The sequence below is a fragment of the Tepidicaulis marinus genome (genome assembly GCF_000739695.1).
In the GTDB taxonomy this organism is placed as follows: domain Bacteria; phylum Pseudomonadota; class Alphaproteobacteria; order Parvibaculales; family Parvibaculaceae; genus Tepidicaulis; species Tepidicaulis marinus.
Genome location: NZ_BBIO01000007.1, coordinates 36226 through 60657, shown reverse-complemented (window position 1 = coordinate 60657; position 24432 = coordinate 36226). Strand labels below are relative to the sequence as shown.

Genomic DNA, 24432 nt, shown 5'->3' with positions numbered 1-24432 from the left:
GGCCCGTTTGCGGCCTCAAAAGCCTAAAATTCGAATAAAGGGGTTCAGTAAATGCTCACTGGACCCCTTTAGTCTTTGGGTCCGACAGAACGGGGACCCAGGACAGATCCATGACCGATCACATCTATATGCGCCGGACTTTTTTCGGCGTCACCGCGACCATTCTTGCGATTACCGCGCTGATGGCCGTGCCGCTCATGACCCGCCCGCTCGAGGCGAAAGTCTTTATGGAACAGAACACCGACCGGCCGGGCGCAGATTACCGCGTCTTCGAGCTGAAAAGCGCCGCGCCCGCCCATTGCATGCGCGCCTGCGAGGAAGACGGCAAGTGTCAGGCCTGGACATATGTGAAGCCCGGCCACGGCAATGCTCCGGCCATGTGCAAACTGAAAGTGACGGTGCCCTTCCGCGCCGAAAGCCCGTGCTGCGTTTCCGGCGTCACGGTGGGCACCAGCGATCCGGTGCGTCCTTATCGTTAGACAAAGGCGCCGCTTATGTCAGGTGGTTTTGCCGGGCAGGATATTGCGCGGGCCTGAAGGCGCAGGCTGAGCGCCAGGGGGCGTTACAGGCGGCGCGGCGGAAGATGCGTCACCCTTTGCTGTTTTCTCCGCGCTCTTTTCTTCCGCCTCGGGCGGACTGCCCATCATCATGCCGAGGCCCATTTCATCGGCAGCACCGGGCAATTCCATTTGCGGCGCAAAGAGCGCCTGCATCAAAGCGCCGTGGCGGCTGGCATCGAGCTCGAGCCCCATCACCGCTTCTTCCAGCGCGCCGATTTCATCTTCAATGACCATGAGCTGCGCGTGGCCGGGCACCGCAAGGCGCGCGCGTACCAGTGCGTGGCGGTAAGAAGCGATGCGGTGATTGAGCACGGTGATGGTCTCATCCATCGCTTCGCCGTTTTCATCGACCCGGCGCAGCACATCCACGGCCCCCTCCACCATGGCGCGGCGGCCAAGGGCAGCTTCGCTGCCCGCAGTAGCAAGCGCTGCAAGGCGCGCGCGGTCGGCCTCGATGATCTCGCCTGCCTGGCGGGCAAAACGGCTTGTCATGTCGCGGTCTTCGGCCAGATGCGCGGCCATGGCAAAGAGCATCGCTTCGGGCACATCCTGATAGGTGCGCGCCATAAACCGGTAATAGGTTTCGGGATCTTCCGGCGCCTGTACATCGCTCAGCACGCGCTCCAGCTTGGCAATGCCGAGGGGGTCATGTTCGGTGGAACCGGCTTTAGGGGCGCCGATCTGATCTGCCGTCGCCCGCAGGCCCGCTTCCCCGCCGGTCAGGGCGAGGGAACTTTCCTCGCGCTGTTCACGGGCAAGCTCCGGCAGGCTTGCCCAAACACGCGCAGCCGTTCCCTCGAAGCCGCGGGCCTGGCGCCCGTAATCGCCGCCCGTGCACGCGCCGAGGGTAAGCGCCACAAGCGCTGCTCCTGCTGCCGATCCGACCGAAACCCGCATGGCCTGCCTCCATCCATGAGCGGGCAAGTTTAGGCGGGAATGGTTAGGGGCCTCTTAAGGAAAAAGGGAGGGCCGTTTCAGCGCGAAAGGCGTGGGATCGATCTGGGTCGCCTTGCCGCCGATCAGATCGGCGAGAAGCGAGGCCGAGCCCATGGCAAGCGTCCAGCCGAGCGTGCCATGGCCGGTATTCAGATAAAGGTTCTCATAGCCCGGCGCCTTGTCGATGATCGGGCTGCCATCGGCGGTCATGGGGCGCAGGCCCGTCCAGAATTCAGCTTCCGCCGCCTCGCCCACCGAAGGGATGAGTTCTTGCAGCCCCTGCAGCACGGCGCGGGCGCGGGTGCGGTCGAGCGCGGTGTCGAAACCGGCAATCTCCGCCTTGCCCGCCGCACGCAGCCGCCCGCCGAGATTGGAAACGACGATGCGCCTTCCCTCATCGGTGAGGCTCACTTCCGGCGCGCCTTCTTCCATCTCAACGCTCACTGAATAGCCTTTGACGGGATAGAAGGGCAAACGGAAGCCGAGCTTGCGGGCAAGTTTGAGCCCGCCCACGCCAAGCGAAAAGACGAAAGCCTCCGCTTCTATCTTCTCCGCGCCGCAGCGCACGGCTTTCAGCCGCCCGGCGCTTTCCTCGAACGACGTAATTTCCCGGCCATAAAGAAAGCGCACGCCTTTGGCCTCGGCGCGCTTTGCCAGCGCGCGCGTGAAAAGATGCGCGTCCCCCGACTGGTCGCCCGGCGCATAAAGCCCGCCCGCAAGCTCGCCGCGCTGATGGATGGAGGCAAGCGCCGGTTCAAGCGCAACGCAGGCCCCCGCCTCCAACACTTCAAGCCCCGGCTCCATATCGGCAAGGCGCGCCATTTCTTCTCTGGCGTGTTTGACGGCTTTGGCATCCGGCAAGAGCCGCAAAATACCCTTGCGCTTGTGATCGAAGGAAAAACTTTCCCCTTCGCCGGCAAGGCGGGCGAGCAGGCCTTCAAGCTCCTTCTGGCTGAAAAGCCCGAGGGAGAGATTGTGCCGCTCGCGCTCGGCGCGGGCTGGTGAATTGCAGCGCAAGAGAAACGCCAGAAGCCAGCGCCATTGCTCCAGCTCGGCCTTGGGCTTCCAGCGGAAAGGGGCTGCCGGGTCCCGCAGCATCTTGAGCGCGGTCCAGGGCACATCGGGCGCGGCCCAGGGCGAGACTTCGCGGAAGCCGAGCTGGCCGCCATTGGCAAAGCTCGTCTCCAGTCCCGGCCCTTCACGCCGGTCGATGACGGTCACGTCATGGCCTTCTTCGGCAAGGCGGTAGGCGCTTGTCACGCCTATCAGCCCTGCGCCCAAAACGACAAGTTGCACGTCACTTCCTCTCAGAGCGCTGGCTCTCGCAGCGCCGGCGCGCCATAGGAATAGCGCCCGGCCGGCTCAGAGGAACCATGCCGGGAGAAAGGATGCAACCTCTCTCTTTGGAAAATATCGACACATTGCGCCCTGTCCGGCCGGGAGAGGCACGCGGGCGCTGACATTCATGTGAAGGAAGGGAAAGGGTCTTGGAAAGGGCGCCGAAGGAACGCGCCCCTGCTTTCTATTTCCCCCCAATGGCCGCGCGGTGATTTGGCTTCCCCGCCGCCAGGCCCCGCTCTCGTTCGGACGGCGTGAGCCGCCCTCTCAGCCGTCTTGCGCGGGCCAAGAGGCATCCATGATGGCAGCCAGCGAAATCTCGCTGCTGCGCGCGGCTTTCGGCGCGCCATCATTCGCCTTGGGAAATTCGAGAATCTTTGCCGGTTCATCGTAATGCCGGGCACCCGCCTCGCGGGGTTTGAACTCTATGATCTTGGCCATCTCATCGCTCCCGATTGAGAACCGCCCCCCTATTGAAGGTGTGAGCACGACAGCCTCCCTATGTCCCATCATTATCATTTGTCATGAATGAAGAATTAACGGGCCTCTTGGCGGGCGTTTCAAAATGAAAAAATTAACCGGTGCGCCGGGAGAGATTCGCCGCGGTGATTCGAGGCAAAATGCGCGAAATTTAATGGATTTCCGGCACCTTCTTTTAACGTCTCTGCAGGATATTGGGGGCATTCACCGAAGATTCAGGACGGGGATCGTTAGGGTTTTGCGACCATGGCCGAGTTTGCGCGTCTCAACCAACTGATCGAACTGGCGAAGGAACCATCGAGCGAGCGGCGGCGCACGCTGCTGCGCGAAATCACCGATATTTTCGTCGAGAACCCTGCTGGCTTCACCGAAAGCGAGCGCGGGCATCTGGCCGATATCATGACCCATGTCGCCAGCGAGATGGAAGCGCGCGTGCGCTCCGAGCTTGCTTACCGCCTCGCGGAAGTCGTGGATACGCCGCGCGAGGTCCTGCGCCAGCTTGCAAGCGACGACGTGGAAGTCGCCCGGCCCATTCTCGAAAAAAGCCGGGGCCTTAAAGAAGAAGACCTGATCGCCATCATTCAGCAGAAGGGCGGCCCGCATCAGGAACTCATCGCGGGGCGCGACGATGTGACATGGGCGGTTTCCGGCGCGCTGGTGGAACATGGCGATGACACGGTGCTGGAAAGGCTCGTCACGAACAAAGGCGCGCAGATCGACAAGGAAACGATGAAGCGCGTCGTCAAACGCGCCGAAGGGAACGACAAGCTGCACAAGCCGCTTGTCGACCGCGACGATCTTTCGCCAGAACTGATGCATGACATGTTCTGGTTCGTCTCTTCCACCTTGCGCGAGACGATCCTGTCCAAAGCGACCAATCTCGACCCCGACATGGTCAACCGGCTGCTGCGCGAATCCGAAGAGCGCATCCTTCTGGAAATGGGCTCCGCCCCGCCGGAAAAATCCCGCGCCCATCTTTATATCGAAAAGATGGCCGCCAAACGCGAGCTGACCGAAGCGCTGCTCGTGAAACTGTGCCGGGAAAAGCAATGGCCCGAACTCGTTTGCGGCCTCGCCTATCTTGCCAATATCGACGAGAAGACGGCCAAGCGCGTTTTCTTCGACAAGACGGGCGAGGGCCTCGCGATCGCCTGCAAGGCCTCGCGCTTCGACCGCTCGACCTTCTCCACCTTCATCCTCCTGCGCGAAACGGATTCCCAGCGCTCCATCGAGGATACGTACAAGCTGCTCGCGCTTTACGATGAAGTGCCGGTGGATGTCGCCCAGCGCACCATGCGCTTCTGGCGGGTGCGGGCGCAGGAAAAGAGCGAGGCGGCGTAACCCCGCTCCCGCTTAATTGGCGCGGGGCGCTTGCCGGGCCTCACCTCGACCATCGCCGGGCGGCACGAAAGGCTCGGGGCAGCCTTCGGGCCATTTTTCCACGTAAAGCGACTGGCTCGGGAAGGCAAAGCCGGTGCCCGCCCCTTCCACGATTTCCTTCACCTTGAAGGCAAGCTCTTCTTTCAGCTCTAGCCATTCGCCCCAAACGGTGGTGTGGGTGAAAGTGTAAAGCAGAATGTCGATGGACGAGGCGCCGAAGGCATCGATGCGCACGAAGAGCGGGGCTTCGGCGGGGCCGACAAAAGCCTCATGCTCGCGCAAGTACGCTTCGATCTTGTCGCGGATTTCTTTGAGCTGATCGAGGCTCGTGCGGTACTCGACGCCGATCTTCCAGAAGATGCGCCGGTAGGTCATGTCGGAGAAATTCGTTACCGCCGCATCGGAAAGCTTTTGATTGGGCACGAAGACCGGCGCCTTGTCGAAACGGCGCACCATGGTGGAGCGGAAGCCGATATGCTCCACCGTGCCTTCCACCACCCCATCGACCAAAATCCAGTCGCCCTTGCGGAAGCGTTTTTCCACCAGAATGGAAAGCCCGCCGATGAGGTTTTTGAAAAGATCTTGCGCGCCGAGCGCGACCGCCACGCCGAAAAGCCCGAGCCCGGCAATGATGGGGGCAACCTGCACGCCCCAGATTTGCAGCACGGTCGCCGCGCCGATGGCGATGACGCCCCATTTGGCGCCCGTCACCAGCCAGTCCAGCATCTCTTCGGTCAAAACCCGCTCAAGCTCGCGCAAGAGATCGGAGATCGGGGTCAGCGCATTGTGAACGCCCCAGAAAATCGCAATGGCGATGAGCGAGCGCAGGACGTTGCTGGCAACCACCGCCGCCGTGCCACCGAGATCGAGATAATCGAGCGCGAAGAAAACACCGATAATGACGAAGACGAAGCGCAAAGGCTCGGCAAGCGCCGCATGAAGTTTGTCGTCCCAATGATTGGGCGTGTTCTTTACCCAGCGGTCGACGACGGAAAAGATGAAGCGGGAAAAAAGCCCGCGCAGCAGATAGAAGAAGAGAAAGATACCGAGCGCGATCAGTGCATCGCCCACCGAATAGCCGAAGACACCGCTATTCCAGACTTCCCGGGTGATGCTCCACAATTCCTCGAACTGAGCCGGTACGTTTTCCATCGGCGTCCTCTTGTATCAGCTACGCAGTAACCTTGCGCTTATGTCTCGGCCGCTTGACGTTCGCGTGTCGCCGAGAAGGAAATATTCGGCCACTTGTCCGTTATATAGCCGACCTCCCAGGCGCTTTTCGCCATGAAGACGGGGGCTGCGTCCCTGTCCTCGGCAATATTGCCCTGATTGGCATCGACGAAACGCTTGAGCTCCAAAGGGTCATCCGCCGAGACCCAGCGCGCGGTTTCGAAGGGCGCCGGTTCCAGCCCCACCTTGATGCCGTATTCGGCATCGATGCGCTCGCGCAGCACTTCAAGCTGCAGCTGGCCGACCACGCCGATCACCCAATTGGCACCGATCTTCGGCTTGAAGACCTGCGTCACGCCTTCCTCGGCAAGGCTTTCTAGCGCCCGGCGCAGATGCTTCATCTTCATCGGATCGTCGAGGCGCACGCGCTGCAGGATTTCCGGTGCGAAATTCGGAATGCCGGTAAAAACCAGATCCTCGCCTTCGGTGAGCGTGTCGCCGACACGGATCGTGCCGTGGTTCGGAATGCCGATAATGTCGCCCGGCCAGGCTTCTTCCACCAGTTCGCGGTCCTGCGCAAAAAAGAGAATGGGATTGTGGACGGAGATGACCTTGCCGCTCGATGAGATTTTCAGTTTCATGCCGCGTTTGAAACGGCCCGAGCAAAGCCGCATGAAGGCGATCCGGTCGCGGTGATTGGCGTCCATATTCGCCTGCACTTTGAAGACGAAGCCGGAGACTTTCGCTTCATCGGGCTCGACGGTGCGCACCGTCGTTTTTTGCGGGCGCGGCGAGGGCGCAAGGCTCGTTACGCCGCGCAGAAGCTGGCGCACGCCCACTTTACGCAAGGCCGAGCCGAAGAAGACCGGCGTCATGGCGCCTGCGCGGTAAAGGTCGAGATCGAAGTCGGGACTGGCCACCTGCGCCAGCTCGGCTTCCTCGCGCAAGGTCTCCAGTTCTTTTTCCGGAATATATTCGGCCATGGCATCGGAGGAAAAATCCACCGCCTCGCCCGTGCCTTCCTCGCCCTTGGTATGGGGCAGGAAGGTGTTTTGCCTCAGATCGATGAGGCCCTTGAAGAGCCCGCCCATGCCCGCCGGCCACATCATCGGCACGGTATCGAGCGCCAGGCGTTCGGCGATTTCGTCCATCAGCTCGAACGGGCTCTGGCCTTCCCGGTCCACCTTGTTGATGAAGGTGATGATCGGCACATCGCGCAAGCGGCAAACCTCGAAGAGCTTCAATGTCTGCGCCTCGATGCCCTTGGCCGCGTCGATCACCATGATGGCGCTGTCGGCGGCGGTCAGCGTGCGGTAGGTGTCTTCGGAAAAATCTTCGTGGCCCGGCGTGTCGAGCAGGTTGCAGATCGTATCCTCGAACTCGAAGGTCATGACGGCAGAGGAAACCGAAATGCCGCGTTCCTGCTCGATCTTCATCCAGTCCGATTGGGTGCGGCGGCGCTCGCCCTTCGCCTTCACCTGTCCGGCCATGCGAATGGCCCCGCCCATCAGGAGCAGGTTTTCGGTCAGGGTCGTCTTGCCCGCATCCGGGTGGGAGATGATCGCAAAAGTGCGCCGGCGGCGCACGGCTTCGGTTTTCGGTTCGTACATGAATTCAAGTGCCTGAACTGCAATTTCGGGCCGGAAACGAGGAGCCGGCCCCGCTCCTAAAGGCGGCGCACCCTAACCCAAGCAGGCGGCGGATGCCATACCTTGAAAAGGCCCCGGCAGGCGCCGCAGAGACCCGGGCGGACCCGGCGTTTTCGCGCGCCCCCTTACTTGATTCACATCATGACGCAGGCCGGGGAAACAGGCAGAATGGCGCCATCCGGCATTCAACCTATCAAGCTCATCAGACGAAAGGATTTCCCATGGCTGGAACAGCCCGTGACATCGTGACCCCGCATCTGGAAGCGGCTATTGCCGAGGCGGAGGCGGCCAAATACGACGCCGATGTGGTCGGCCGGCTTTTTCTGGAAAAAGCCATTCAGCTTTTCCGCACCGTGCGCTCGAACGAGGATATCGCCGCCGAACTCATCAGCTCCGCGGAGAATATCGATCCGGACGGCGATTATATGTTCATGCGTCCCTGAAAGACCTGAACCTCGAGGCGCCGGGGCTTAAATCTTGAAAGCTTAAATCTTGAAAAGAGACGAGGCGGAAAGATCCGGAGGGCGGGTCTCCTCGCCCTCCACTTTTTCCTGCAGGAAGTGCCGCCGCGCCGGGTCCTCGATTTCCACGACCCAGATATCCGGGTCGAACTTGCGCTGGCGTTCTATATAAGCGTCCGCATCGGCCTCACTCACGGGTTCAGGCCCATTGCCCGGTATCCAGACGGGGCTGCCGTCGCCTGCCCGCGCGCGGGCATAGACCATGGCCGTGCCGTCAAGCCCGTTCACCTTCACCAGCACCGTGCCCGACGTGTCATCGCCCCGCCGCACCACCATGGCAGGAACATTTTCCGCGCCCGCGCGGCGGATCAAGGCTTTCACCCAGATTTCCGCTTTGAGCCGGGGTTCATCGCTATGAGGCACGCTAGAGGACCGCTTTCTTATTGAAACCGCGCTCTCTCATATCATGAATGAGGCGATGGGTGCGGGCATTCTTTGCGAGATCGGCCCCGTCCTTTAACCTGATACACATGATCGCCCGGCTATAAGAATGAGGCGCCGCAGAAGCGCCTTCCGCTCAAGAGGCATGGTAAACATCCCTATACGGAACAGGTTCGAAAGAACCGTCCGCGCGGGCGGTATTATGCCAGGCTATGTACCGCCCGGCATTCCGGCCCAAAACAGTGCCGCCGTTCAATATTGAATAAGGCCGGCTATGGGCGTTCTTTTTTGGCAATTGCATCGGGCAGGAGCTTCACACTAATATATGCGCCATCCGCACAACCATGATATGAATATTGAATCGGGGGCAATTGGCATTGCTGTTGCGTGGGGCATGGGCACAGCCTTTCGAGGGGTTTCGGGTATGACGAAGTCGCGTTTCGCCGCCGGATGCGGTTCTTCCGGTTTTCTTTCCATCCGCGCTGCCATTACCGGGGTTGCCTTTCTGGCCCTTGGCGGCTGCGCCGTCATTGACGGTGACAGAAGCGCCCAGCCGGCCGGCACGAGCCCGGCACAACAAAAAAGCCAGCAGGTCAACCTGCCCGCGCCCGCCGATAGCGGCACGGAAGTCTTTATCCTGCCCGAGCCGCGCCCGGCGCAAGGCGTCGCCGCGCTATCCGGCCCGCTGCCGAGCGATACGAGCCTCAATGGCTTTGCCCAGGATTATGCGGTCTTTCAAAGCGTGCTGAACGATGCGAGCACGCTGAAACTCAATACCCCCAATCAAGTGCGCCATGTGCTGCAGCAGCTGCGCTATTCCGAGCCCAAACGCATCGCGCGCGGCTGGATCGCCTACCGGGCGCTGATCGCGGCGCGCGATCCGGCCTTTGCCCGCGGCGTGCAGGCCCGTGTGGCCGCCGAAGGGCGCGACAATGTGCTTGCCAATTTGAGCGGGCGCGGCGTTTATGCCCGCCGGATCGACGGGGCAGGCTCTGCCACCGCCGCCGTGATCGAGACGATCGCCGCCGATAATGTGAAGATGGCGACGCTCAGCCAGCGCTTCCTGACAGCGGCCCGCGATTTCCAGTCGAAAAAATGGGGCAGCCTCACCCCGCTGCCCGAAGAGCGCACGGTCGATACGGCCGCTCTGGAGGAAGGGCGCGGCGTATTTGAGGCCATCAAACGGGAATTCAGCCCGGTTTCCACCGCCCATGCCGCCTCCGCGCCGCTGATGGAGCAGGTTCTGGCCGTGGCCGCGCGCCATGTCATCGACGAGCAGGAAGCCCAGTCCCAGCTCATCGACAGCTTTACCGCCAATTCCAATTCCACGCGCTGCCTGCGCTGGGCCCGGCTCAATCTCAATCAGTGCCTGGCCGCCGCCCACTTCCCCTCCGAGGAAGCCTGGTGCACGGGCAAGCACGGGCTGGAAGATGTGCGCGCCTGCTGGGCAAAAGTGCTGCCCCGCAGCGCCCGCCTGAAAGCGAAAGAAGAATAAGCTTTTCTTCTTACCGGTATCCCGATCCCGCCGCGCGTTAACCTTGGTTGACGCGCGGTTTTCTTTTGCCCGTTAATCTTTATTACCGCAGCGCCTTGTCATCGTCCTTTACAGGAAGCAAAACGGGGGCGGGTCTTTAAAATTTTCACGGCATTTGAAGCAAAAGCCTTTCAAATACTTTTCGTTTTTTGCGAAAAACTACATCGACTTAAGCGAGTTTCCTTGAGTCTTTGCTAGCTAAAGAACATAGTTTTCCCAACTTAAGTCCGGGTGCTTTGAATTTTAACAAAGTGCTTAAGACTGGCTCAGTTTCCCGCTTTTACGCTGAGATATCGGTTAACCCGAGAAGAAGCAGCGAGAGTGATGTTTATTCTGCGAGCCATATTCTGGATTGCTGTCTTGGCCTTCCTTCTGCCCACGGGCGAAGGCTCTGCGCCGACACGCGCCGGGCACGGCTTCTCCGCTGCCCAAAACGAAGATTACCGGCCCCTGCCCGCCGCTTACCGGCCCGGAGAGGACGCCTATGGCTCCGGCGGGGACGCTTATGGTTATGAGACGGTCAGCAATGGTACGGACGGCTCCTATGCCAGCACCCCGATCGACCCGGCAAGCGACATGCCTATCGCAACCGGCGACAAGCTTGCCCATGCCTTGCAGCTGGCCCGTGCCACGGGCCAGGCAATCGGCGATCTGATGGAATTTTGCGACCGCAATCCGCAGGTTTGCGACACTGCGGTAACGACCGCCAATTTCGTGCGGGCCCAGGCCGAGCATTACGGCCTGAAGGGGCTGGAGCTGATCGGCGCGGCCGTGAATGAAGGCGTGGACGACCCGGACGTCATCTGGCGGCGGGTGCAAACCGCCGAAGGGCCGGTCCCGCTTCCCCGCCCACAGCGTTACTAGGCCCGCCCACAGCGTTACTAGGCACGCCCGCAGCGCTATTAGGGACATTACCGCCCGGTTGCCTTTGCCGCGCCCAGGGACTATGTCAGGGGCACAGCCATGTGCTGTGCCTTTTGCACAATTTCGGCCCGTCAGAATGAGCATTGAAAGCCTTTTGGAAGATTTTGCGTTCCTCGACGATTGGGAGGACCGCTACCGCTATGTCATCGAACTCGGCAAGGGGCTCGCGCCGCTTTCCGAGGCCGAGCACAATAGCGAGACGAAAGTGCAAGGCTGTGTCAGCCAGGTCTGGCTCGTTTCGGAAATCGCCGAAGAGCAAGGCAAGACCAAGGTGCTCTTCCGCGGCGATTCCGATGCGCATATCGTCAAAGGCCTGATCGCCATTCTTCTGGAAATGTATTCGGGCAAATCCCCGGAAGAAATTCTGGCCATCGATGCCAAAGAGGTGTTCTCCAAACTCGGCCTCGATGAGCATTTGAGCCCGCAGCGCTCCAACGGGCTTTATTCCATGGTGAACCGGGCGCGGGCGGACGCAACGGCGGCCATTGCCGGCGCCCAGCCCGCCTAAGCTCCGCTAGAGCCTTTTCCCGCTTCCTTCTTTTCTGCGCAATCCGTAATGGAGGGCCAGCCTTTCAAGCGCCAGCCTCAGCACCACTTTGCCGCTGCGCTGGGGCCAGCCGAAGCCGCGCTCGGCGCTTTCCAGCCCCTGCAAATGGCAGCACACTTCGATGAGAAGATCCGAAAGGCCGGGCCCGGCTTCCGCCAGCGCGGCTTCAAAACGCCGCCGCGCTTCGAGCGCCCTATCGCTGATCTCGCCCTGGCGGTAAGAGCCTTTCTGCCGCGCCTCGCTCGGCAGTGCCATGGACCAGTCCCGCGTGACGGAAGGGGTGAGCGCTGCCAGCGTGAAATCCCGCCGCAGCTTCTCGCCCGCTTCATATTGCGCCTCATCGATAAAGGGCGCGCCGCCCCGTCCCCGCCGCCGGCGCAGCCAGCCAAGCGGGCTTTCTCCGGCATTGAGCGTGACGGGCGCCTCCGTTTGCGCCGCACCGGTGAGTTTTTCGCGCACCCGCAATTGATGCTGGGCGCGAAAGCCATCTTCCGGCGCGAGGCTGCGCCGGTACCAGGCAAGACCTGCCTCGGAGAGCCGGTAAAGGGCAAGCGGCGGGCCTTCATTCTCCGGCCCGCCCGCTCTTCCATGAGCGGAACTGGCATGGGCAGCGCTCGCGCTCAGCCAGTCTTCCGCCAAAAAAGCGGCAAGCAGGCGCAGCGGGACCCGCATGACAGGCTTCGCCCACCGGTTGCGGGCAACGAAGAGCCCTGCCTCGTCTTTTTCAAGCGGCATGAGATGGGCGCCTTCTTCCTGCAAACGGCGGAAGATGCGCCTTGCCTCCCGTTCCAGCTCGCCCCGGGCAATCGCCGGGCGCGCTTGCGCCTGCGAAGGGAAACCAGAACGAGCGCCGGAAGGAGCGCGGGTATGAGGCTCAGGCATGATGCGACCCTCCCTTTTGCACAGTACCGGCAAAGGCGGGCATGCAGGCGGCGCGCGGGCGCCTGCTTTGCGGCACCGGCCGCTCACCAAGCGCGGAGACGGCGCGCACCGCCAGCTCGATCCTGTCCAGCATCAGATCGAACTCGGCATCGTCGCGCCGGTCCTCGATACACTCACAGGCATAAGCGACAGTGGTGCGGTCCCGGTAAAACTGGCGGCCCACTTCCGCAAAGCTCAGCCCGAACACCACATGGCACAGATACATGGCGATCTGCCGCGCCGTGGCCACAGGGGCCCTGCGCCTTGTGGCGGCGCGCAATTCATCCTCGGGCACGGCCCAGGCATGAGAAACCGCCTGCTTGGTCAATTGCGCCAGGCGAAAGGCCCGCTCGCGCTGAGCATGGCGGGCAGAGGTCATCAGGAAGGGCGGCCTGGATGGCGGCCTGGCCGGTGACAATACCGACGGGGAAATGGATGGGGAAATGGATGGGGAAATGGCGGGACGATTGGCTTTTCTGACTTGGTTTTTGACAGGTTCCATACGCGTTCAGACCTCCTACCCTGGAAAACCGGTTGCTCATTCCCCCTATTGCCGATAAAGAACATATAGGGAACATGAGCGCACTCCAAGGTAAAACTTACGTAGTGCGCAAGGCAGCGGGGATAAGTTACGCAAATTTCCCAAACACCTGCGGAAAGGCCGGGCCGGCCAGACAGGGCGCGCTGGCCGGCAGGGCGGACAGGCGCGGGGCAGACAGATGAGGACAAGGCCATGAACAACATCCGCCAGTTGCGCAAGGCACAGGGCATGACCCAGGCGGAACTGGCGCGCCGGCTGGAGACGAGCGTTGCCACCATCTCCCGGCTGGAAAGCGCCGATATCCGCCTTTCCGCCGATTGGCTGACGCGGATTGCCAAGGCGCTGGGCGCGCGGACGGGGGAGTTGATCGAGGAGCGCCCCCGCCCCGCCATGAAGGCGCTCGGCCATATCCGCGCCGATGGCTGGGCGGTGCCGGGCACGCTGCCCGATATTGCGGGATTACTCGGCGAGGTGCCGCTTGCCGATCCGGTGCAGGTGTTGATCGGCGCGGATCAAGGCGGCTTTAAAGCGGGCGAAGTGCTGATCGCCGACCGCCTGCCCTCCTTTCAGACCGGCCAGCTTCACAACCGTCTCTGCCTTGCCGGGCTTGAAGATGGCCGGGTGCGCCTTGCCCGGCTCGTGCCCATGCCTGAAAGCGATGCGCCTTATCTTCTCGTGCCGCTTGGCGATGGAGAAGCCTCTCGGGCGGCAGCACTTTCCTGGGCGGCCCGGCCGGTGCTGGCCGTGCGGGCGCTTTGAAGACTCGGTTTTCTTTCTTCAGTTTTCTTCCCGGGGCAGCGCGCAGGCGCCGTTCCACACGCCCCCGGCGCGCGCATCATGCTCCAGCGACCAGCGCCCGGTGAAGGACTGGCCTTCTTCATCGAGCACGAACTCCGCATCGCCGCGCGCGATTTCGGAAATCCAGGTACCCTCGAAACGGCTTCCCTCAACCTCGCCAATGACGAAACCGGGACGCATGCCCGCCTCGCGCCGGTAGCTGCCGGTTACCGCGCCGTCCCGCTCGATCAGATGCAGCTCGCCCACATCCGTTTGCCAGAGGCCGGTAAAGCCCTCGCATGTATCGGGCAGCGGCGTCACCTCGAAGCGCCGCGCGGCCAAAAGCCCGCCGCCATGTTCAAGGCTGGCATAAGCGCCAAGCTCATGTTCGCCCGGCTCTTCCGGCGCAAATAGCAGCGCGCCGCCGGGCGCATCGCTCAGCGCATATTTTTGCTCCGTATCCGGAGCGCTTGGCGCATTGAGACTGAGATAGCCGCCATCGGCCAGGCACATGCCGGGGCCGAAATCCGGATCGACGCGGATCACCTCGCCTTCCTTATATTCTTCGCGCTGCAAGGAAAGCTGCGGCGCAGGCGCCGGGCGCACGCCGGCGGCAAGCGAGCGGCGCGGATCGAGCTCGAGCCCGCGCACCAGCGCCTCAAGCGCGGCGGCGGGCGTGCGGATCGGGCGCTTGGCCTCTTCCGCCTCTTTTATCTCGTCCGGCTCCGGCGCCTTGCAGGTCGAACGTTCCCAGCAAAGCCGGTAGCCGGCGCGCGCCGCTTTGACCGCATGCAGCGCGGCAAGAAGATCGGCAGCCGCGCAAATCCCGTCACCGGTCTTTTGCGGCGCAGGCGCTGCATCCCTTACATGCAGGCTCGCCGCCAAACGCCCGCCATTCAGCATGGCATCGGCAAGCGCCTTGAGGCTGAGACTGCGGGCGGTCTGATCTTCGGCGGCCACTTGCATGAAACGCTGTGCCCGCGACAAAGAGAGCACCACGGCCCGCAAACGCCAGACCGTATCGCCTTCATCGCTCTCCTCCGCCTCGCGGATAAACTCCGAAAGGCCCGAGGCGACCCCGCCCACTTCCGCTTGCGCCTGCACCCATGCTTGCGGATCTTCCGGGCCGCGCGCCAGCGTCTTGAACGGTTCTTCCAGCTTGCCGAGCGCCCGGGATACATCGAGTGTCTGCAAACGGTTTTCGGCGGGGTGAGGGGTATATTTCGCGCTGATCGGCGCACCGTTCGCCAGCGCCACCAGCGCTTCTTCGGCCACGGCCAGATCGTCCATCATGGCGCGGGCCGGTTTGCAATCGAGCACCGGACAGGAAAGATGATTGCAGGCATCGGCTTCTTTTTCGATGGCACCCGCCAGCGCCGTGACGCGGGCCAGCGCCGTGCGCAAAAGCGGCTCGTCGGCGCGGCAGGAAAAGGCGGCAGGCACGCTCTGCCCGCTCCCGCCGCAGCCTGCATCGAGGCGGCACTGCTCGAAAGCACCCAGAAAATGCCGGTAGGCGAGAACGGAAACGCCCGCCGTTTCCTGCGCCGCAGCCAATTGCCCGGCAAGGCGCCCCTCCTCGGCGGCGGCATCGCCGGGCCCGGGGGCTTCGTTCATCCGCGTTTCAAGGCGGCGGACCTGGCCCATGGCGCGCCGCGCCTCTTCCTCGAAAAAGCGCACGCTCTTCCAGGTGCCGGTGCAAGCGGGACAGGCACCGCCCGCAAGCTCGCCCTTCGCCTCGCGCCCCTGGCCTTCGCGCAGACGCGCGGCGGCGGCGAGCGCCTCTTCCAGTTCGGCGCCGAGCCTGCGCGTCGCAGGGGAGCCGAGATTTTGCTGAAGCTCAGGACCGTTCGGGACACCGCGCCCGATAACGAAAAACAAAATGGCCCAAGTAAGCGTGAGCCCGGCGACAAAAACGCCGGCGGCGAGTGCCGCATACCCGAGCCTGCCACGCATCTTACCGTTCACCCGACGCCATTACCTGTTCGTGCACTCGGCCCGCAGCGCGGTTGCGCCTTCCGCCGCCTTGGCGCATTGCTGGCCGGGAAAGCAGAACCCGGCAGGCGAGCCATTGAAGATGAAAGCGATCTCGGCATCGCCGCGCTCATTCGGCGCAAAGGTGCCGGTCATTTCATAGGTACGGCTTTCGCCGGGCTGCAGCGTCAGCACATCGCCGATGGCGGGCGCCGATAGCGGCACGTAATGCACACCGTCCACCGCCACATTGACAGAGCCGCCGACAGCGCTCAGCGTGCAGCGGCCGGCAAACTCGCTTGCCTGATCTGCCGGAGCATCGACTTTGAAGCGGGCGGCATCGCGCGGGCCAACTTCCTTCACCCCTTCTTCGATGCGCGCCTGTGCGACGGAGGCATGGGCGGCAGCGGCATGGGCGGCAGGCACTACGCCCGGTCCTGAAAGAGCGAAAGCAGAGGCCAGTAAGACCAGCAGCAAGAAAGCGGTAAAAGAAAAAGAACGGCCTTTAATGGCGCCGCGCCGATACATCATGACAATATCCCCATTGCGAGCCCCCCGGTCCCCAAGGACACGGGCTCCCCGCCGCCATGCTTGCAAGCGTGCGGGCGGGAGAGCCAGGTTTCAAGCGATCTGGACGATCTTACCGGGATCCTTGACCAGCGCATCCGCCTTTTTGGAAAGCAGGAAGGCGTCATAGCCGATCATCATCGCCACTTCGCCATTTTCGCCGGCCAGCGGCAAGCGCAGCCAGACCTGATGAAAGGTCGGCCGGTCCTCCCCGACATTGCGCGTGACGCCATAAGCGGGCTTGCGCTGCACGGCCACGCGGTGCGCCACCGCCTGCCAATACCGCGCCTCGCCGGGCGGCAGGGCCTCATCGAGCATCCGGCCCGTCAGCTCCATGCCGTACCCCTCACGCAGGCGCGTGCCGGCCAGGCGGACTTTGGCCTTGAGATCGGGATGGCTGATTTCCATCAGGCAAATGCCGGGCAACAAAGAGGGGATATGAACCGGGTCGATGTCGGCGCGGCTGGGAAGCGCGCCGTCCGGGTGGCGCGCCAGCCAATAATCGAAGAGCTTCTGCAATTCAGGCAGCGGTAACTGGGAGCGAAAGCCCCTGTATCCATCCTGCGACTGCGTGAACTGTGCTTCCTGCACCGCGCTCTCCTCCGATTCGTTAACTATGAAGAGAAGACACGCGCATAGCAAGAATCTAAAAAGTCACAGATGCGCTTTAAGTCTCTGAGATAGTTGACGAATAGCGGGAAAATGAGGCGCCGGTATGCGAGCGATGACTAGCCCGAGCGGCGCGCGCCGCGCGGGCGGCCAACGGATTTCTGCCCGAGCCCCATGCGTTTGGCGAGTTTGGAGCGGGCCTTGGCGTAATTGGGCGCGACCATCGGATAATCCGCCGGCAGGCCCCATTTCGTCCGGTATTCTTCAGGCGAGAGGTTGTAATGGGTGCGGATATGGCGCTTGAGAGATTTGAAGCGCTTCCCGTCTTCCAGGCAGATCAAATAATCGGGTGTGACGGATTCTTCCACCGATACGGCCGGCACCGGCAAGGCCTCGCCGGAGGCCGGCAGATCGCTCATAGCCGCTTCCAAGGCCTTATAGACCTGATGAATAAAGGCCGGCACATCGGATAGCGGGAGCGAATTATTCGTCACATAAGCCGACACAATCCCCGCGGTCATGTCGATGAGATCCGCTTTTTCAGTCATGCGCTCGTCTCCGCCCGACATGCGTCCGGTCCAAGTCCATATTTCGGGTATGCTTTAGCCCCTTCCCAAAACAGACTATTTAGGATAATTCTATCAATTTTCAAATTGACCGGCAACGTATAACGAAAGAATTTGCGATATAATTACACTCTGTATCCTGTCTAAGTGCTAATACTCACACACGAAGACAAACGTTTTCACACGCACTCACGTTCCAAAAAAGTAAAGCCTACGCGGCGAAATCTAGTTCTTGGCCATCCTGGCCGGTACGGGCAGTGATTATATAAATCGGTCCCGCTTGATTTGTAATGCTCATGCTCACCAATACGGCCGAAACCAGGGAAAATTTCCCTATTTTTTCTCTATCATTCATTTGCGCGGGCTATTTATCACGCCGCTTCAATTAATGGCGCAAGGCACTTGAACCGGCGGGGCGCATCTGCGATTCCCCGGTTTGCGCGCCTTTGCGCGCCCTGCGGCCATCGGCGCCTTTCTATAAAGGCCGCTGCACAGCATAATGACGCCCGTTCCATGACGCGTGCGGCGGACCGGCCCCGCCCCAAGAGAAACAAGGCCCCAAGAGAAACAAGAACATGTTCCTAAAAGATATCTGGTATTTCGCGCTGCCCGGGGAAAGCCTGAAAAAAGGCGACATGCATCACAAAGTCTTGCTCGGCGAACCGGTGGTGATCGGCCGGGACGCGGAAGGCGCGCCCTTCGCGCTGCGCGACATTTGCCCGCATAGGGGCGTGCCGCTCTCCTCCGGCCAGCTTTATGCCAAAGAAAAGAGCGGCTGCGGCAAAGCGGCGCTGGAATGCCCTTATCACGGCTGGAAATTCGGCACGGACGGCGCGTGCCTTGAAATCCCCTCGCTCGTGCCGGGTCAGGACATGGATGTCGGCCGCATCAAGGTGCGCCGCTATCCGGTGCGCGAGGTGCAGGGCAATATCTGGATTTATATGGCCGCGGAGAGCCGCGCGGAGGCGGAACCTGAAACCGCCCCGCCTCTCATGCCGGGTTTCGAGGGCGCCGCGCCCAATTTGCGCGAGGCGATGACGTTTGCCTGCCATATCGACCATGCGGTGATCGGGCTGATGGACCCGGCGCATGGGCCCTTCGTCCACCGCTCCTGGTGGTGGCGCACGGGCGGCTCGATCCATGAAAAGGCGAAAGACTTCGCCCCCGCCCCGCAGGGCTTTTCCATGGTCGCGCACCGCCCTTCCAAGAATTCCTTCGCCTATAAGATCCTCGGCGGCGCGCCGGTGACCGAAATCACCTTCCAGCTGCCCGGCGTGCGCATCGAAAACATTCAGGCAGGCCGCCACCGCGTCGTCGGCTTTACGGCGGTGACGCCGGTCGATGAGAACACCACCGAAATCACCCAGAGCTTTTACTGGACCATGCCCGCGCTCAGCCTGCTCAAACCCGTGGCGCGGCGTTTCATCCGCGCCTTTCTGAAGCAGGACGGGGATATGGTGAACTTGCAGCAGAAGGGGCTGAAATTCGAACCGCGGCTCATGCTGATCAACGATTCGGATGTTCAGGCCAAGTGGTATCACCGGCTGAAAAAAGAATGGGCGGATGCAAAAGAGGCCGGACGGGATTTCGAAAACCCCGTCCAGCCCGTGACTTTACGCTGGCGCAGCTAAGGCTGCGCCCTTGTCTTAGAAGCGGTAGCCGACGCCGAGGCCGAAGATCCAGGGATCGATATCGACATCCGCCGTCACCGCGCCGCCGTTCAGGCTGACATCGGTATTCAGGAAGATCTTCTTCACGTCGATATTGGCAACCCATTTGTTGCCCATATCGATATCCATGCCCGCCTGCAGCGCCCAGCCGAAAGCATTGTCATAGTCGGCGCTGGTGATAGCACCGCCCGGCGCATCTTCATTGTAGAAGATCGTGTAGTTGACGCCCGCCCCTACATAAGGACGGTAGGTTTCTTTCGGCATGAAGTGATATTGCAGCGTCAGGGTCGGCGGCAGAAGGCTGACTTTGCCGAGGTCCAGGCTGCCCGCGCCTTTCCACGTCACATCGTGGCGGGTCGTCGCCAGGATGAGTTCGGCGGCGATGTTGTCGGTGAAGAAATAAGAGATATCGACTTCGGGGACATAGTCCTCGTCGATCTCCACCGTGCCGCCCAGCGGGTTCACATCGGCACCTTCATCCGGCACCACGGCCAAGCCGCGCACGCGGACAAGCCAGGGACTGTCTTTTTCACCCTCGGCAGCCATGGCCGGTACGGCAATTGCGGAAAACGTCATCGCGGCCGCGCCAAGCAGCGCGGCAGGAAGTGCGGTATATTTTTTAAGGTTCGTCATCTCATCCCTCGCAGGTTTAACTGTCTGCAAGGAAAATGCGCGCAAGGGACCGGCCGGTCCTTGATACCGATCAATCGGAAGGCTTACAGCCTGCGACAAAGTGTTCCGCTGCCGGGTTTCTACGCGCTCAAGCGTTTGCCGCCCGCAATTTTCGCCAGATAGGCAGCAATATCGCCCAGCGCTTGGCCGCCTTCCGGCAGCATCGGATAATAAGCGTGCCAGACATGGATCATCTCCGGCCAAACATCGAGCATGGCATCGACGCCTGCCGCCTTTGCCCGTTCGGCAAGGACGCGGGAATCATCGAGCAGCACTTCCGCATCGCCCACCTGAATAAAGAGCGGGGGCAGGCCTGTAAGATCGGCGAAAAGCGGTGAGGCCAGCGGATCGCCCGCCGCAGCCCCGCCCAGATAAAGCGCCGCCATTTCGGCGATACCGGACTGGTCGATCATGGGATCGGCCTCGGCCCGGCTTTCATAGGCGCCGCTATTGCATTTCAAGTCCGCCCAGGGGCTGATGAGGCAGGCGGCTGCCGGCATGGGCAGGCCTTCCTCCCGCGCTTTGATAAGCACGGCGAGCGTTAGCCCGCCGCCCGCCGAATCCCCGCCCAGCACAATGTCGCCCGGCGCATGGCCTTCCTCCAGAAGCGCGCGGTAAGCGGCGAGCCCGTCTTCCACCGCCGCCGGGAACACATGCTCCGGCGCCAGGCGGTAATCGGGCACGACAAGCTCGCGGCCCGTTTTCAGGGCCAAGAGCGCCGTCATATGCCGGTGCGAGCGCGGAGACCCGAGGACATAGCCGCCGCCATGAAAATAAAGAAAGCGGCCTTGAGGCGTCTTACCCGCGGGCACGATCCGGTCGGTCTTTATACCGGCAAGCTCCGTTTCGTTGACCTCAGCCCCTTCCGGCACGCCGAACACTTCAAGCGTCGCGTCCATCGCGCGGCGGCGTTCTTCGAGCGGCAGGTTGTCGCGCTCCGCCGATCTTTGGCGCACCAGCGCTTTCAGCTTGTCGATAGGTCTAAGTTCCTCGCTCATTATCTGCCTCCCCGGATCGCATGGGCCTCAAGGGCCGCCATTTCGGGGCATCATGCGCCCGCCCCCTTGCCGCAGGCAAGCTCAGCAGTTTCTTCACGAATCACGGTATAAGCTGAGATACTTGAGAGGCAGCCGAAGCGGCGGGGACACGCGTGACGGATACCGGACACAAAAGCAGCAAGGCAAAAAGCGGGATGGCCATCGGCAGCGGCATTCAGTACAGCCGCGCCGCCTTCCGCACCATGGTCCGGCTCGATGAAAAGACCCGTTCGGAAGTCATGCGTGTGCTGAAAGACCTGCCCTCGCGCGAGGAACGGCGGATGCTCGGCCAGACCCATGAAGGTATTGCCCTTTCGGGCGGGCGCCGGCTTGTCCTGCGTGACGAGGGAACCCAGATAACGGTTCTGGCCATTACCGGCCGCATAGCGGCCTAACGTCGATTGCAAGAGACGAATGACAAAGAAAAAAGACTCTCCGCAGATCATTCAGGGCCCGGACGGCACACCGGCCTATGCCGTGCTGCCGATCGGCGATTATAAGCGCCTCAAACAGCTTGCCGCCGACGCCGAAGACCTGCGCGCTGCCCGCTCCGCACTTGAGGAAAATTTCCGCGCCGATCTCGTCCCCGCCCATATCGTGCACCGCATTGCGCGCGGGGAGAATCCTGTCCGCGTCTGGCGCGAGCACCGGGGCCATAAAGCCGTGGAGCTTGCCCGCGCCGCCGGGATCAGCCCGGCTTATCTTTCGGAAATCGAAACGGGTAAGAAGGACGGCACGTTCCGCACGATGACGGCGATTGCCGCCTGCCTCGATGTCTCGCTCGACGATCTTGCCCCCGTCATGGATGAAGACGAGCGGGCCGAGCGCGAACATGCTCAGCGCATCAACCGGGTGCGCGCGCAAATCCGCCTGATCGAACAGCTCGTGACCGGCTCGGCCGATTTTTCCACCGGCGCGGTGCGTCAGGCTGCCGAATCCCTTGCGGGCGAAGCCCGGCAATTGATGGATGAGGATGAAGAGTTGCGCCCCTGGCTCGGCGAAGTGCTGCGCGGGGTGGATGAAATCCGCGCGCTCATCGAAAAGGCGGAAGGCAATATTATCGAAACGGCGCAGAACGCCCGGCTCGATCTGGAGCGGGTGGTGGCGCTGGACAGTTTCAAACAGCCGCCCAAAGCCGCCCAGCGCCGAATTATACCCGCGCCCGCGCAAATGAACGCCGCCGAATAGCCCGTTTCTTATTTCCTTAGAAGCCGCTCTCTTCGCCCGTGCCGAGCAGCGCCTGGCTGTGCAATTCGGCAATATCGGCGGCCATGGCCTCGTCCCATAATTGCAAAAGCGCCGTGGCGCGGGAGATCGTCAGTTCTTCGAAAAGCGCGGCGGCATTTTCCGGCAGGCCCTCCCTGCCCGGCCCGCCAAGCGTTTGCGCCAGAGCCCCCGCTTCTTCCAAACTTAGCCCCAGCGCGCGGGCAATAACGGCGGCAGGCTCGCCGCCCGGATCGGCGAAAATACGCGAGAGCAATTCCGCCCGCAGGCCGCAATGATCGCTTAAAGCCTGCACGCCCGCTGCCGGGCTTTCGGCCATGGCCGCTTGCTGGACGGCGCGCTGAGCCTCAATGCCGAGCGGCGGGAGGCGGCGGAAGAAGCGCAAGAGCTGTGGCAGCGCGGCGGTATCCACCCCCTCGCCCAGCGTGTCTTCGATCGTCGAATGGGTCATCACCGCATCGGGCAGATGCAGGCGCACGATCTCGCGGCGCAGCTCCGCATTCACCCACCAGAAAAGCAGGCTCGCCGTCCAGGTGCTCAGCTCGACGCGCAGCACCAAAGGCCGGTGCCAGCTTTCACGCCCATTGGCCGCGCGCACCGCATTTTCCATGGAACGGGGGCAGAGCTCGGAGCCGGGATTGGCAAGGAGAAGATAGACCGCCTCCACATCGTCATGACGCAAGATGGCGGCAGCAAGCTCGGGCGGCACTTCCTCGCGCAGCGCCAGAAGCGCACGGTGCTTTTCAGAAACCGCCGCCGCTTCGACCAGCACCGAGACGGGCATATGCGCCCCTTCCAGCAATAGCGGCTCGGCAACGGGCGGCACGTCGAGCGCCAGATGGCGGGTGAGATGGGGCAATGGCTCGGCCATTTGCGCCGTGCGCTCGGCAAGGCGGCGCTTGGTGACAAGATCGAGCCGGCCATAGGCATGGGACAGGCTGAGATCGAGCAAATCGCGCTCGGGCTTGGGAATGCGCCCAGCCGGCATCAAGGCCAGATCCGCCAGACGGCGCAGCAGCAAGGCAAGATCGCCGCCTGCGGGCGCTGCGCCTGCGCGGGCTTGCGCACCGGGAGTACCGATCCCGATACCAGCGGCGGTTTGCGGCAGGTCGTGCCTTTCAGGCGAATCGGCCAAGAAAAATCATCCTTTCCAGCGGGTTAACCCTGATTTTCCCCTCCTGCCCCTAAAATCCCGTAAAGACGCCGGAAGAAGGCTCTCCCCGCCCTTGAGATCAACTGGCAGATCAATTGGCCTGCCGGTTTTATTCCGTTAAGCTCGCCCGCAACTTTTCCAGGTCCGGGGGGACCCGGGATCAACGGTAAAGGGGTTCTCGATGTTCAATTCCATGCGGCGCGGCCAGTTTACTGACCGGTTTACTGGCATTCTGGCGGCCTTCACGTTTTCGGTCCTCCTTGCCGGCTGTATTTCCGAACCCGAACCGGAGGTGCTGAACGACCCGCTTTATAAGCTCGGCTATTCGGATGGCTGCCGCACCGCCCATACCCGCGTCGAAGGCTTCGAGAAGAAGACCGTGCACCGCAACGAGGCGCTTTATGAGCGCGAGGAAAATTACCGCGAAGGCTGGAAGAACGGCTATGGCACCTGCGGCGGCGCGACGCGCGGGGACAATGGCGAGCTGTTCAACGAACGCGGCAGCGCCCAGCCCTGGGATGCGGGACGTTTCTGATTTCACCGATATCCTCGCGGCATCTTCAGGCTGGAGAAACATATGCGTCTTTTTCTGATCGTTCTGGTTGCGCTGGCCGGACTTGCCGCCGGACTGATGTATTACCGCTACGGCACGCTGGAGCCCTGCCGGGCGCTGGCCCAGGACATGGCGGATGAAACCTTCGGCGAGGTGCAAGCCGCGCTCGGCAGCGAGCCCGGCGAGACGCCGGAAAGCGCGGTGCGCGCCATGCGCCTTGTGACCAGCCAATACGACACGTCCACCTGCGCCAGCAAATTGTGGGCGCGCTGGACCGGCGGCGAGGAAAGCTGAAACGGCTCTTGATGCAAAGGAGTCCTGTTTGCGAAACGAACGTCTCTTTGCTTTGCTTCTTGCGGCAACCGCTTTGATGTGGCTTGCGCAAGCCCCGGCACAGGCCCGCGCGCGTATCGAAACGGGCCGCGACCTTGCCGCCGCCTGCCAGCTTGCCGTCGAGCACCGCTTGCAGCGCCCGCAGGCGCCGCTCAGCGGCAAGGCGCGCTATTGCCGGCAATATATCAACGGCTATTTCGGCGCGCTCGATGCCCTGCAGAAAGGGCGCGGCACACAGAAAGTTCATCCTCATAACGAAAAGGACTATGTGCAATGCGCGCAGGTCCCCCGCGTCGGCTATATGGAAGATTTGGAAAAGAAAATTTCCCGCGCCGCCGACTGGCACCCGGAGCTTCTCGACAAACCCGCCGTCGAGCTTGTAATGCAGGCCTTCAACGTTATCGATCCCTGCTAAAGC

General features: G+C 62.1%; 28 protein-coding genes. 13 read left to right on the top strand and 15 right to left on the bottom strand.

The window, feature by feature from the left end; translation table 11 throughout:
* Window positions 1-110: 110 nt before the first annotated feature.
* Window positions 111-479: a PAN domain-containing protein gene (locus M2A_RS08165; protein WP_052379311.1), complete on the top strand. Its 369-nt coding sequence runs from the start codon at window positions 111-113 to the stop codon at window positions 477-479.
* 18 nt (window positions 480-497) lie between these two features.
* Here M2A_RS08165 and M2A_RS08160 read toward each other — a convergent pair whose 3' ends face one another.
* The 3 genes from M2A_RS08160 to M2A_RS17990 all read right to left on the bottom strand — a co-directional run bounded on the left by M2A_RS08160 (window position 498) and on the right by M2A_RS17990 (window position 3275).
* A complete protein-coding gene (locus M2A_RS08160; protein ID WP_045445626.1) occupies window positions 498-1457 on the bottom strand; it encodes a hypothetical protein in 960 nt (319 codons plus the stop codon).
* Window positions 1458-1511: 54 nt separating this feature from the next.
* Window positions 1512-2792: a D-amino acid dehydrogenase gene (locus M2A_RS08155; protein WP_045445623.1), complete on the bottom strand. Its 1281-nt coding sequence runs from the start codon at window positions 2790-2792 to the stop codon at window positions 1512-1514.
* Window positions 2793-3101: 309 nt separating this feature from the next.
* Window positions 3102-3275 carry a hypothetical protein gene (locus M2A_RS17990; protein WP_156101709.1) on the bottom strand — a complete coding sequence of 58 codons (174 nt, stop codon included), beginning with the start codon at window positions 3273-3275 and terminating at the stop codon, window positions 3102-3104.
* Window positions 3276-3560: 285 nt separating this feature from the next.
* On the opposite strand from M2A_RS17990, the gene M2A_RS08150 reads away from it, so the two are divergent.
* On the top strand, window positions 3561-4655 hold the full coding sequence (locus M2A_RS08150; protein ID WP_045445620.1) for a DUF2336 domain-containing protein: 1095 nt from the start codon (window positions 3561-3563) through the stop codon (window positions 4653-4655).
* A 12-nt stretch (window positions 4656-4667) separates the two neighbouring features.
* On the opposite strand, the gene M2A_RS08145 is transcribed toward M2A_RS08150, so the two are convergent.
* A complete protein-coding gene (locus M2A_RS08145) occupies window positions 4668-5846 on the bottom strand; it encodes a mechanosensitive ion channel family protein (RefSeq protein WP_045445616.1) in 1179 nt (392 codons plus the stop codon).
* Window positions 5847-5884: 38 nt separating this feature from the next.
* On the bottom strand, window positions 5885-7474 hold the full coding sequence (locus M2A_RS08140) for a peptide chain release factor 3 (protein ID WP_045445613.1): 1590 nt from the start codon (window positions 7472-7474) through the stop codon (window positions 5885-5887).
* Between the two features lie 260 nt (window positions 7475-7734).
* On the opposite strand from M2A_RS08140, the gene M2A_RS08135 reads away from it, so the two are divergent.
* Window positions 7735-7956, top strand: a complete 222-nt coding sequence (locus tag M2A_RS08135) for a hypothetical protein (RefSeq protein WP_045445610.1) — start codon at window positions 7735-7737, stop codon at window positions 7954-7956.
* Window positions 7957-7998: 42 nt separating this feature from the next.
* Here the strand turns inward: M2A_RS08135 and M2A_RS08130 are convergent, their stop codons facing one another.
* Window positions 7999-8397 carry a DUF1491 family protein gene (locus tag M2A_RS08130; RefSeq protein WP_045445607.1) on the bottom strand — a complete coding sequence of 133 codons (399 nt, stop codon included), beginning with the start codon at window positions 8395-8397 and terminating at the stop codon, window positions 7999-8001.
* A gap of 442 nt (window positions 8398-8839) precedes the next feature.
* Here M2A_RS08130 and M2A_RS08125 point away from each other — a divergent pair, with 442 nt between their 5' ends.
* The 3 genes from M2A_RS08125 to M2A_RS08115 all read left to right on the top strand — a co-directional run bounded on the left by M2A_RS08125 (window position 8840) and on the right by M2A_RS08115 (window position 11381).
* Window positions 8840-9910 (top strand): hypothetical protein, encoded by a 1071-nt coding sequence (locus M2A_RS08125; RefSeq protein WP_156101708.1) that lies wholly within the window; start codon window positions 8840-8842, stop codon window positions 9908-9910.
* Window positions 9911-10309: 399 nt separating this feature from the next.
* The gene (locus M2A_RS08120; protein WP_156101707.1) at window positions 10310-10813 is read left to right on the top strand and encodes a DUF5330 domain-containing protein; all 504 of its coding nucleotides are present in this window, start codon (window positions 10310-10312) and stop codon (window positions 10811-10813) included.
* A gap of 136 nt (window positions 10814-10949) precedes the next feature.
* Window positions 10950-11381 carry a SufE family protein gene (locus tag M2A_RS08115; RefSeq protein ID WP_045445598.1) on the top strand — a complete coding sequence of 144 codons (432 nt, stop codon included), beginning with the start codon at window positions 10950-10952 and terminating at the stop codon, window positions 11379-11381.
* Between the two features lie 6 nt (window positions 11382-11387).
* Here M2A_RS08115 and M2A_RS08110 read toward each other — a convergent pair whose 3' ends face one another.
* Both M2A_RS08110 and M2A_RS17300 read right to left on the bottom strand, forming a co-directional pair.
* Window positions 11388-12302, bottom strand: a complete 915-nt coding sequence (locus M2A_RS08110; protein WP_052379310.1) for a DUF6456 domain-containing protein — start codon at window positions 12300-12302, stop codon at window positions 11388-11390.
* Complete coding sequence (locus M2A_RS17300; protein ID WP_081875486.1) at window positions 12295-12720, bottom strand: helix-turn-helix domain-containing protein; 426 nt, start codon at window positions 12718-12720, stop codon at window positions 12295-12297. The genes M2A_RS08110 and M2A_RS17300 overlap by 8 nt, the downstream gene beginning before the upstream one ends.
* Before the next feature lie 354 nt (window positions 12721-13074).
* Between M2A_RS17300 and M2A_RS17295 the strand changes: the two genes are divergently transcribed.
* Window positions 13075-13641, top strand: a complete 567-nt coding sequence (locus tag M2A_RS17295) for a helix-turn-helix domain-containing protein (RefSeq protein ID WP_052379309.1) — start codon at window positions 13075-13077, stop codon at window positions 13639-13641.
* Between the two features lie 18 nt (window positions 13642-13659).
* Here M2A_RS17295 and M2A_RS08090 read toward each other — a convergent pair whose 3' ends face one another.
* From M2A_RS08090 to M2A_RS08075, 4 genes are all read right to left on the bottom strand, one after another.
* Window positions 13660-15612, bottom strand: a complete 1953-nt coding sequence (locus tag M2A_RS08090; RefSeq protein WP_045445593.1) for a hypothetical protein — start codon at window positions 15610-15612, stop codon at window positions 13660-13662.
* A gap of 21 nt (window positions 15613-15633) precedes the next feature.
* Complete coding sequence (locus M2A_RS08085) at window positions 15634-16161, bottom strand: hypothetical protein (protein WP_156101706.1); 528 nt, start codon at window positions 16159-16161, stop codon at window positions 15634-15636.
* A gap of 90 nt (window positions 16162-16251) precedes the next feature.
* Complete coding sequence (locus tag M2A_RS17290) at window positions 16252-16788, bottom strand: PAS domain-containing protein (RefSeq protein WP_197052880.1); 537 nt, start codon at window positions 16786-16788, stop codon at window positions 16252-16254.
* Window positions 16789-16925: 137 nt separating this feature from the next.
* Entirely contained in the window at window positions 16926-17354 is a 429-nt protein-coding gene (locus M2A_RS08075; protein WP_045445834.1) for a Ros/MucR family transcriptional regulator, read from the bottom strand.
* A 593-nt stretch (window positions 17355-17947) separates the two neighbouring features.
* Here M2A_RS08075 and M2A_RS08070 point away from each other — a divergent pair.
* The gene (locus M2A_RS08070) at window positions 17948-19003 is read left to right on the top strand and encodes a Rieske 2Fe-2S domain-containing protein (RefSeq protein WP_045445587.1); all 1056 of its coding nucleotides are present in this window, start codon (window positions 17948-17950) and stop codon (window positions 19001-19003) included.
* A 15-nt stretch (window positions 19004-19018) separates the two neighbouring features.
* Here the strand turns inward: M2A_RS08070 and M2A_RS08065 are convergent, their stop codons facing one another.
* A complete protein-coding gene (locus M2A_RS08065; protein ID WP_045445584.1) occupies window positions 19019-19675 on the bottom strand; it encodes an OmpW/AlkL family protein in 657 nt (218 codons plus the stop codon).
* A gap of 119 nt (window positions 19676-19794) precedes the next feature.
* Window positions 19795-20712: an alpha/beta hydrolase gene (locus M2A_RS08060; protein ID WP_045445581.1), complete on the bottom strand. Its 918-nt coding sequence runs from the start codon at window positions 20710-20712 to the stop codon at window positions 19795-19797.
* Between the two features lie 152 nt (window positions 20713-20864).
* Between M2A_RS08060 and M2A_RS08055 the strand changes: the two genes are divergently transcribed.
* Together M2A_RS08055 and M2A_RS17740 are read left to right on the top strand one after the other, a co-directional pair.
* Window positions 20865-21146, top strand: coding sequence for a hypothetical protein (locus M2A_RS08055; protein WP_045445578.1), 282 nt, complete (start codon window positions 20865-20867; stop codon window positions 21144-21146).
* Between the two features lie 19 nt (window positions 21147-21165).
* Window positions 21166-21939: a helix-turn-helix domain-containing protein gene (locus tag M2A_RS17740; RefSeq protein WP_081875484.1), complete on the top strand. Its 774-nt coding sequence runs from the start codon at window positions 21166-21168 to the stop codon at window positions 21937-21939.
* Window positions 21940-21955: 16 nt separating this feature from the next.
* On the opposite strand, the gene M2A_RS08045 is transcribed toward M2A_RS17740, so the two are convergent.
* Window positions 21956-23110: a DUF2336 domain-containing protein gene (locus M2A_RS08045; RefSeq protein ID WP_045445575.1), complete on the bottom strand. Its 1155-nt coding sequence runs from the start codon at window positions 23108-23110 to the stop codon at window positions 21956-21958.
* 199 nt (window positions 23111-23309) lie between these two features.
* Here M2A_RS08045 and M2A_RS08040 point away from each other — a divergent pair, with 199 nt between their 5' ends.
* Genes M2A_RS08040 through M2A_RS08030 form a run of 3 tightly spaced genes read left to right on the top strand, consistent with a single transcriptional unit; the run spans window position 23310 to window position 24429 of the window.
* Window positions 23310-23663, top strand: coding sequence for a hypothetical protein (locus tag M2A_RS08040; RefSeq protein WP_045445574.1), 354 nt, complete (start codon window positions 23310-23312; stop codon window positions 23661-23663).
* A 42-nt stretch (window positions 23664-23705) separates the two neighbouring features.
* Window positions 23706-23975 carry a hypothetical protein gene (locus tag M2A_RS08035; RefSeq protein WP_045445572.1) on the top strand — a complete coding sequence of 90 codons (270 nt, stop codon included), beginning with the start codon at window positions 23706-23708 and terminating at the stop codon, window positions 23973-23975.
* 28 nt (window positions 23976-24003) lie between these two features.
* Entirely contained in the window at window positions 24004-24429 is a 426-nt protein-coding gene (locus tag M2A_RS08030; RefSeq protein WP_045445569.1) for a Rap1a family protein, read from the top strand.
* The last annotated feature ends 3 nt before the right edge of the window (window positions 24430-24432 follow it).

Coding starts and splice junctions, on each gene's coding strand:
- M2A_RS08060 (WP_045445581.1), bottom strand. CDS start 20,712: ATGAGCGAGGAACTTAGACCTATCGACAAGCTGAAAGCGCTGGTGCGC.
- M2A_RS08140 (WP_045445613.1), bottom strand. CDS start 7,474: ATGTACGAACCGAAAACCGAAGCCGTGCGCCGCCGGCGCACTTTTGCG.
- M2A_RS08070 (WP_045445587.1), top strand. CDS start 17,948: ATGTTCCTAAAAGATATCTGGTATTTCGCGCTGCCCGGGGAAAGCCTG.
- M2A_RS08035 (WP_045445572.1), top strand. CDS start 23,706: ATGCGTCTTTTTCTGATCGTTCTGGTTGCGCTGGCCGGACTTGCCGCC.
- M2A_RS08135 (WP_045445610.1), top strand. CDS start 7,735: ATGGCTGGAACAGCCCGTGACATCGTGACCCCGCATCTGGAAGCGGCT.
- M2A_RS08160 (WP_045445626.1), bottom strand. CDS start 1,457: ATGCGGGTTTCGGTCGGATCGGCAGCAGGAGCAGCGCTTGTGGCGCTT.
- M2A_RS08115 (WP_045445598.1), top strand. CDS start 10,950: ATGAGCATTGAAAGCCTTTTGGAAGATTTTGCGTTCCTCGACGATTGG.
- M2A_RS17300 (WP_081875486.1), bottom strand. CDS start 12,720: ATGACCTCTGCCCGCCATGCTCAGCGCGAGCGGGCCTTTCGCCTGGCG.
- M2A_RS08040 (WP_045445574.1), top strand. CDS start 23,310: ATGTTCAATTCCATGCGGCGCGGCCAGTTTACTGACCGGTTTACTGGC.
- M2A_RS08075 (WP_045445834.1), bottom strand. CDS start 17,354: ATGACTGAAAAAGCGGATCTCATCGACATGACCGCGGGGATTGTGTCG.
- M2A_RS08150 (WP_045445620.1), top strand. CDS start 3,561: ATGGCCGAGTTTGCGCGTCTCAACCAACTGATCGAACTGGCGAAGGAA.
- M2A_RS08145 (WP_045445616.1), bottom strand. CDS start 5,846: ATGGAAAACGTACCGGCTCAGTTCGAGGAATTGTGGAGCATCACCCGG.
- M2A_RS08065 (WP_045445584.1), bottom strand. CDS start 19,675: ATGACGAACCTTAAAAAATATACCGCACTTCCTGCCGCGCTGCTTGGC.
- M2A_RS17740 (WP_081875484.1), top strand. CDS start 21,166: ATGACAAAGAAAAAAGACTCTCCGCAGATCATTCAGGGCCCGGACGGC.
- M2A_RS17990 (WP_156101709.1), bottom strand. CDS start 3,275: ATGGCCAAGATCATAGAGTTCAAACCCCGCGAGGCGGGTGCCCGGCAT.
- M2A_RS08090 (WP_045445593.1), bottom strand. CDS start 15,612: ATGCGTGGCAGGCTCGGGTATGCGGCACTCGCCGCCGGCGTTTTTGTC.
- M2A_RS08125 (WP_156101708.1), top strand. CDS start 8,840: ATGACGAAGTCGCGTTTCGCCGCCGGATGCGGTTCTTCCGGTTTTCTT.
- M2A_RS08085 (WP_156101706.1), bottom strand. CDS start 16,161: ATGATGTATCGGCGCGGCGCCATTAAAGGCCGTTCTTTTTCTTTTACC.
- M2A_RS08110 (WP_052379310.1), bottom strand. CDS start 12,302: ATGCCTGAGCCTCATACCCGCGCTCCTTCCGGCGCTCGTTCTGGTTTC.
- M2A_RS08165 (WP_052379311.1), top strand. CDS start 111: ATGACCGATCACATCTATATGCGCCGGACTTTTTTCGGCGTCACCGCG.
- M2A_RS17295 (WP_052379309.1), top strand. CDS start 13,075: ATGAACAACATCCGCCAGTTGCGCAAGGCACAGGGCATGACCCAGGCG.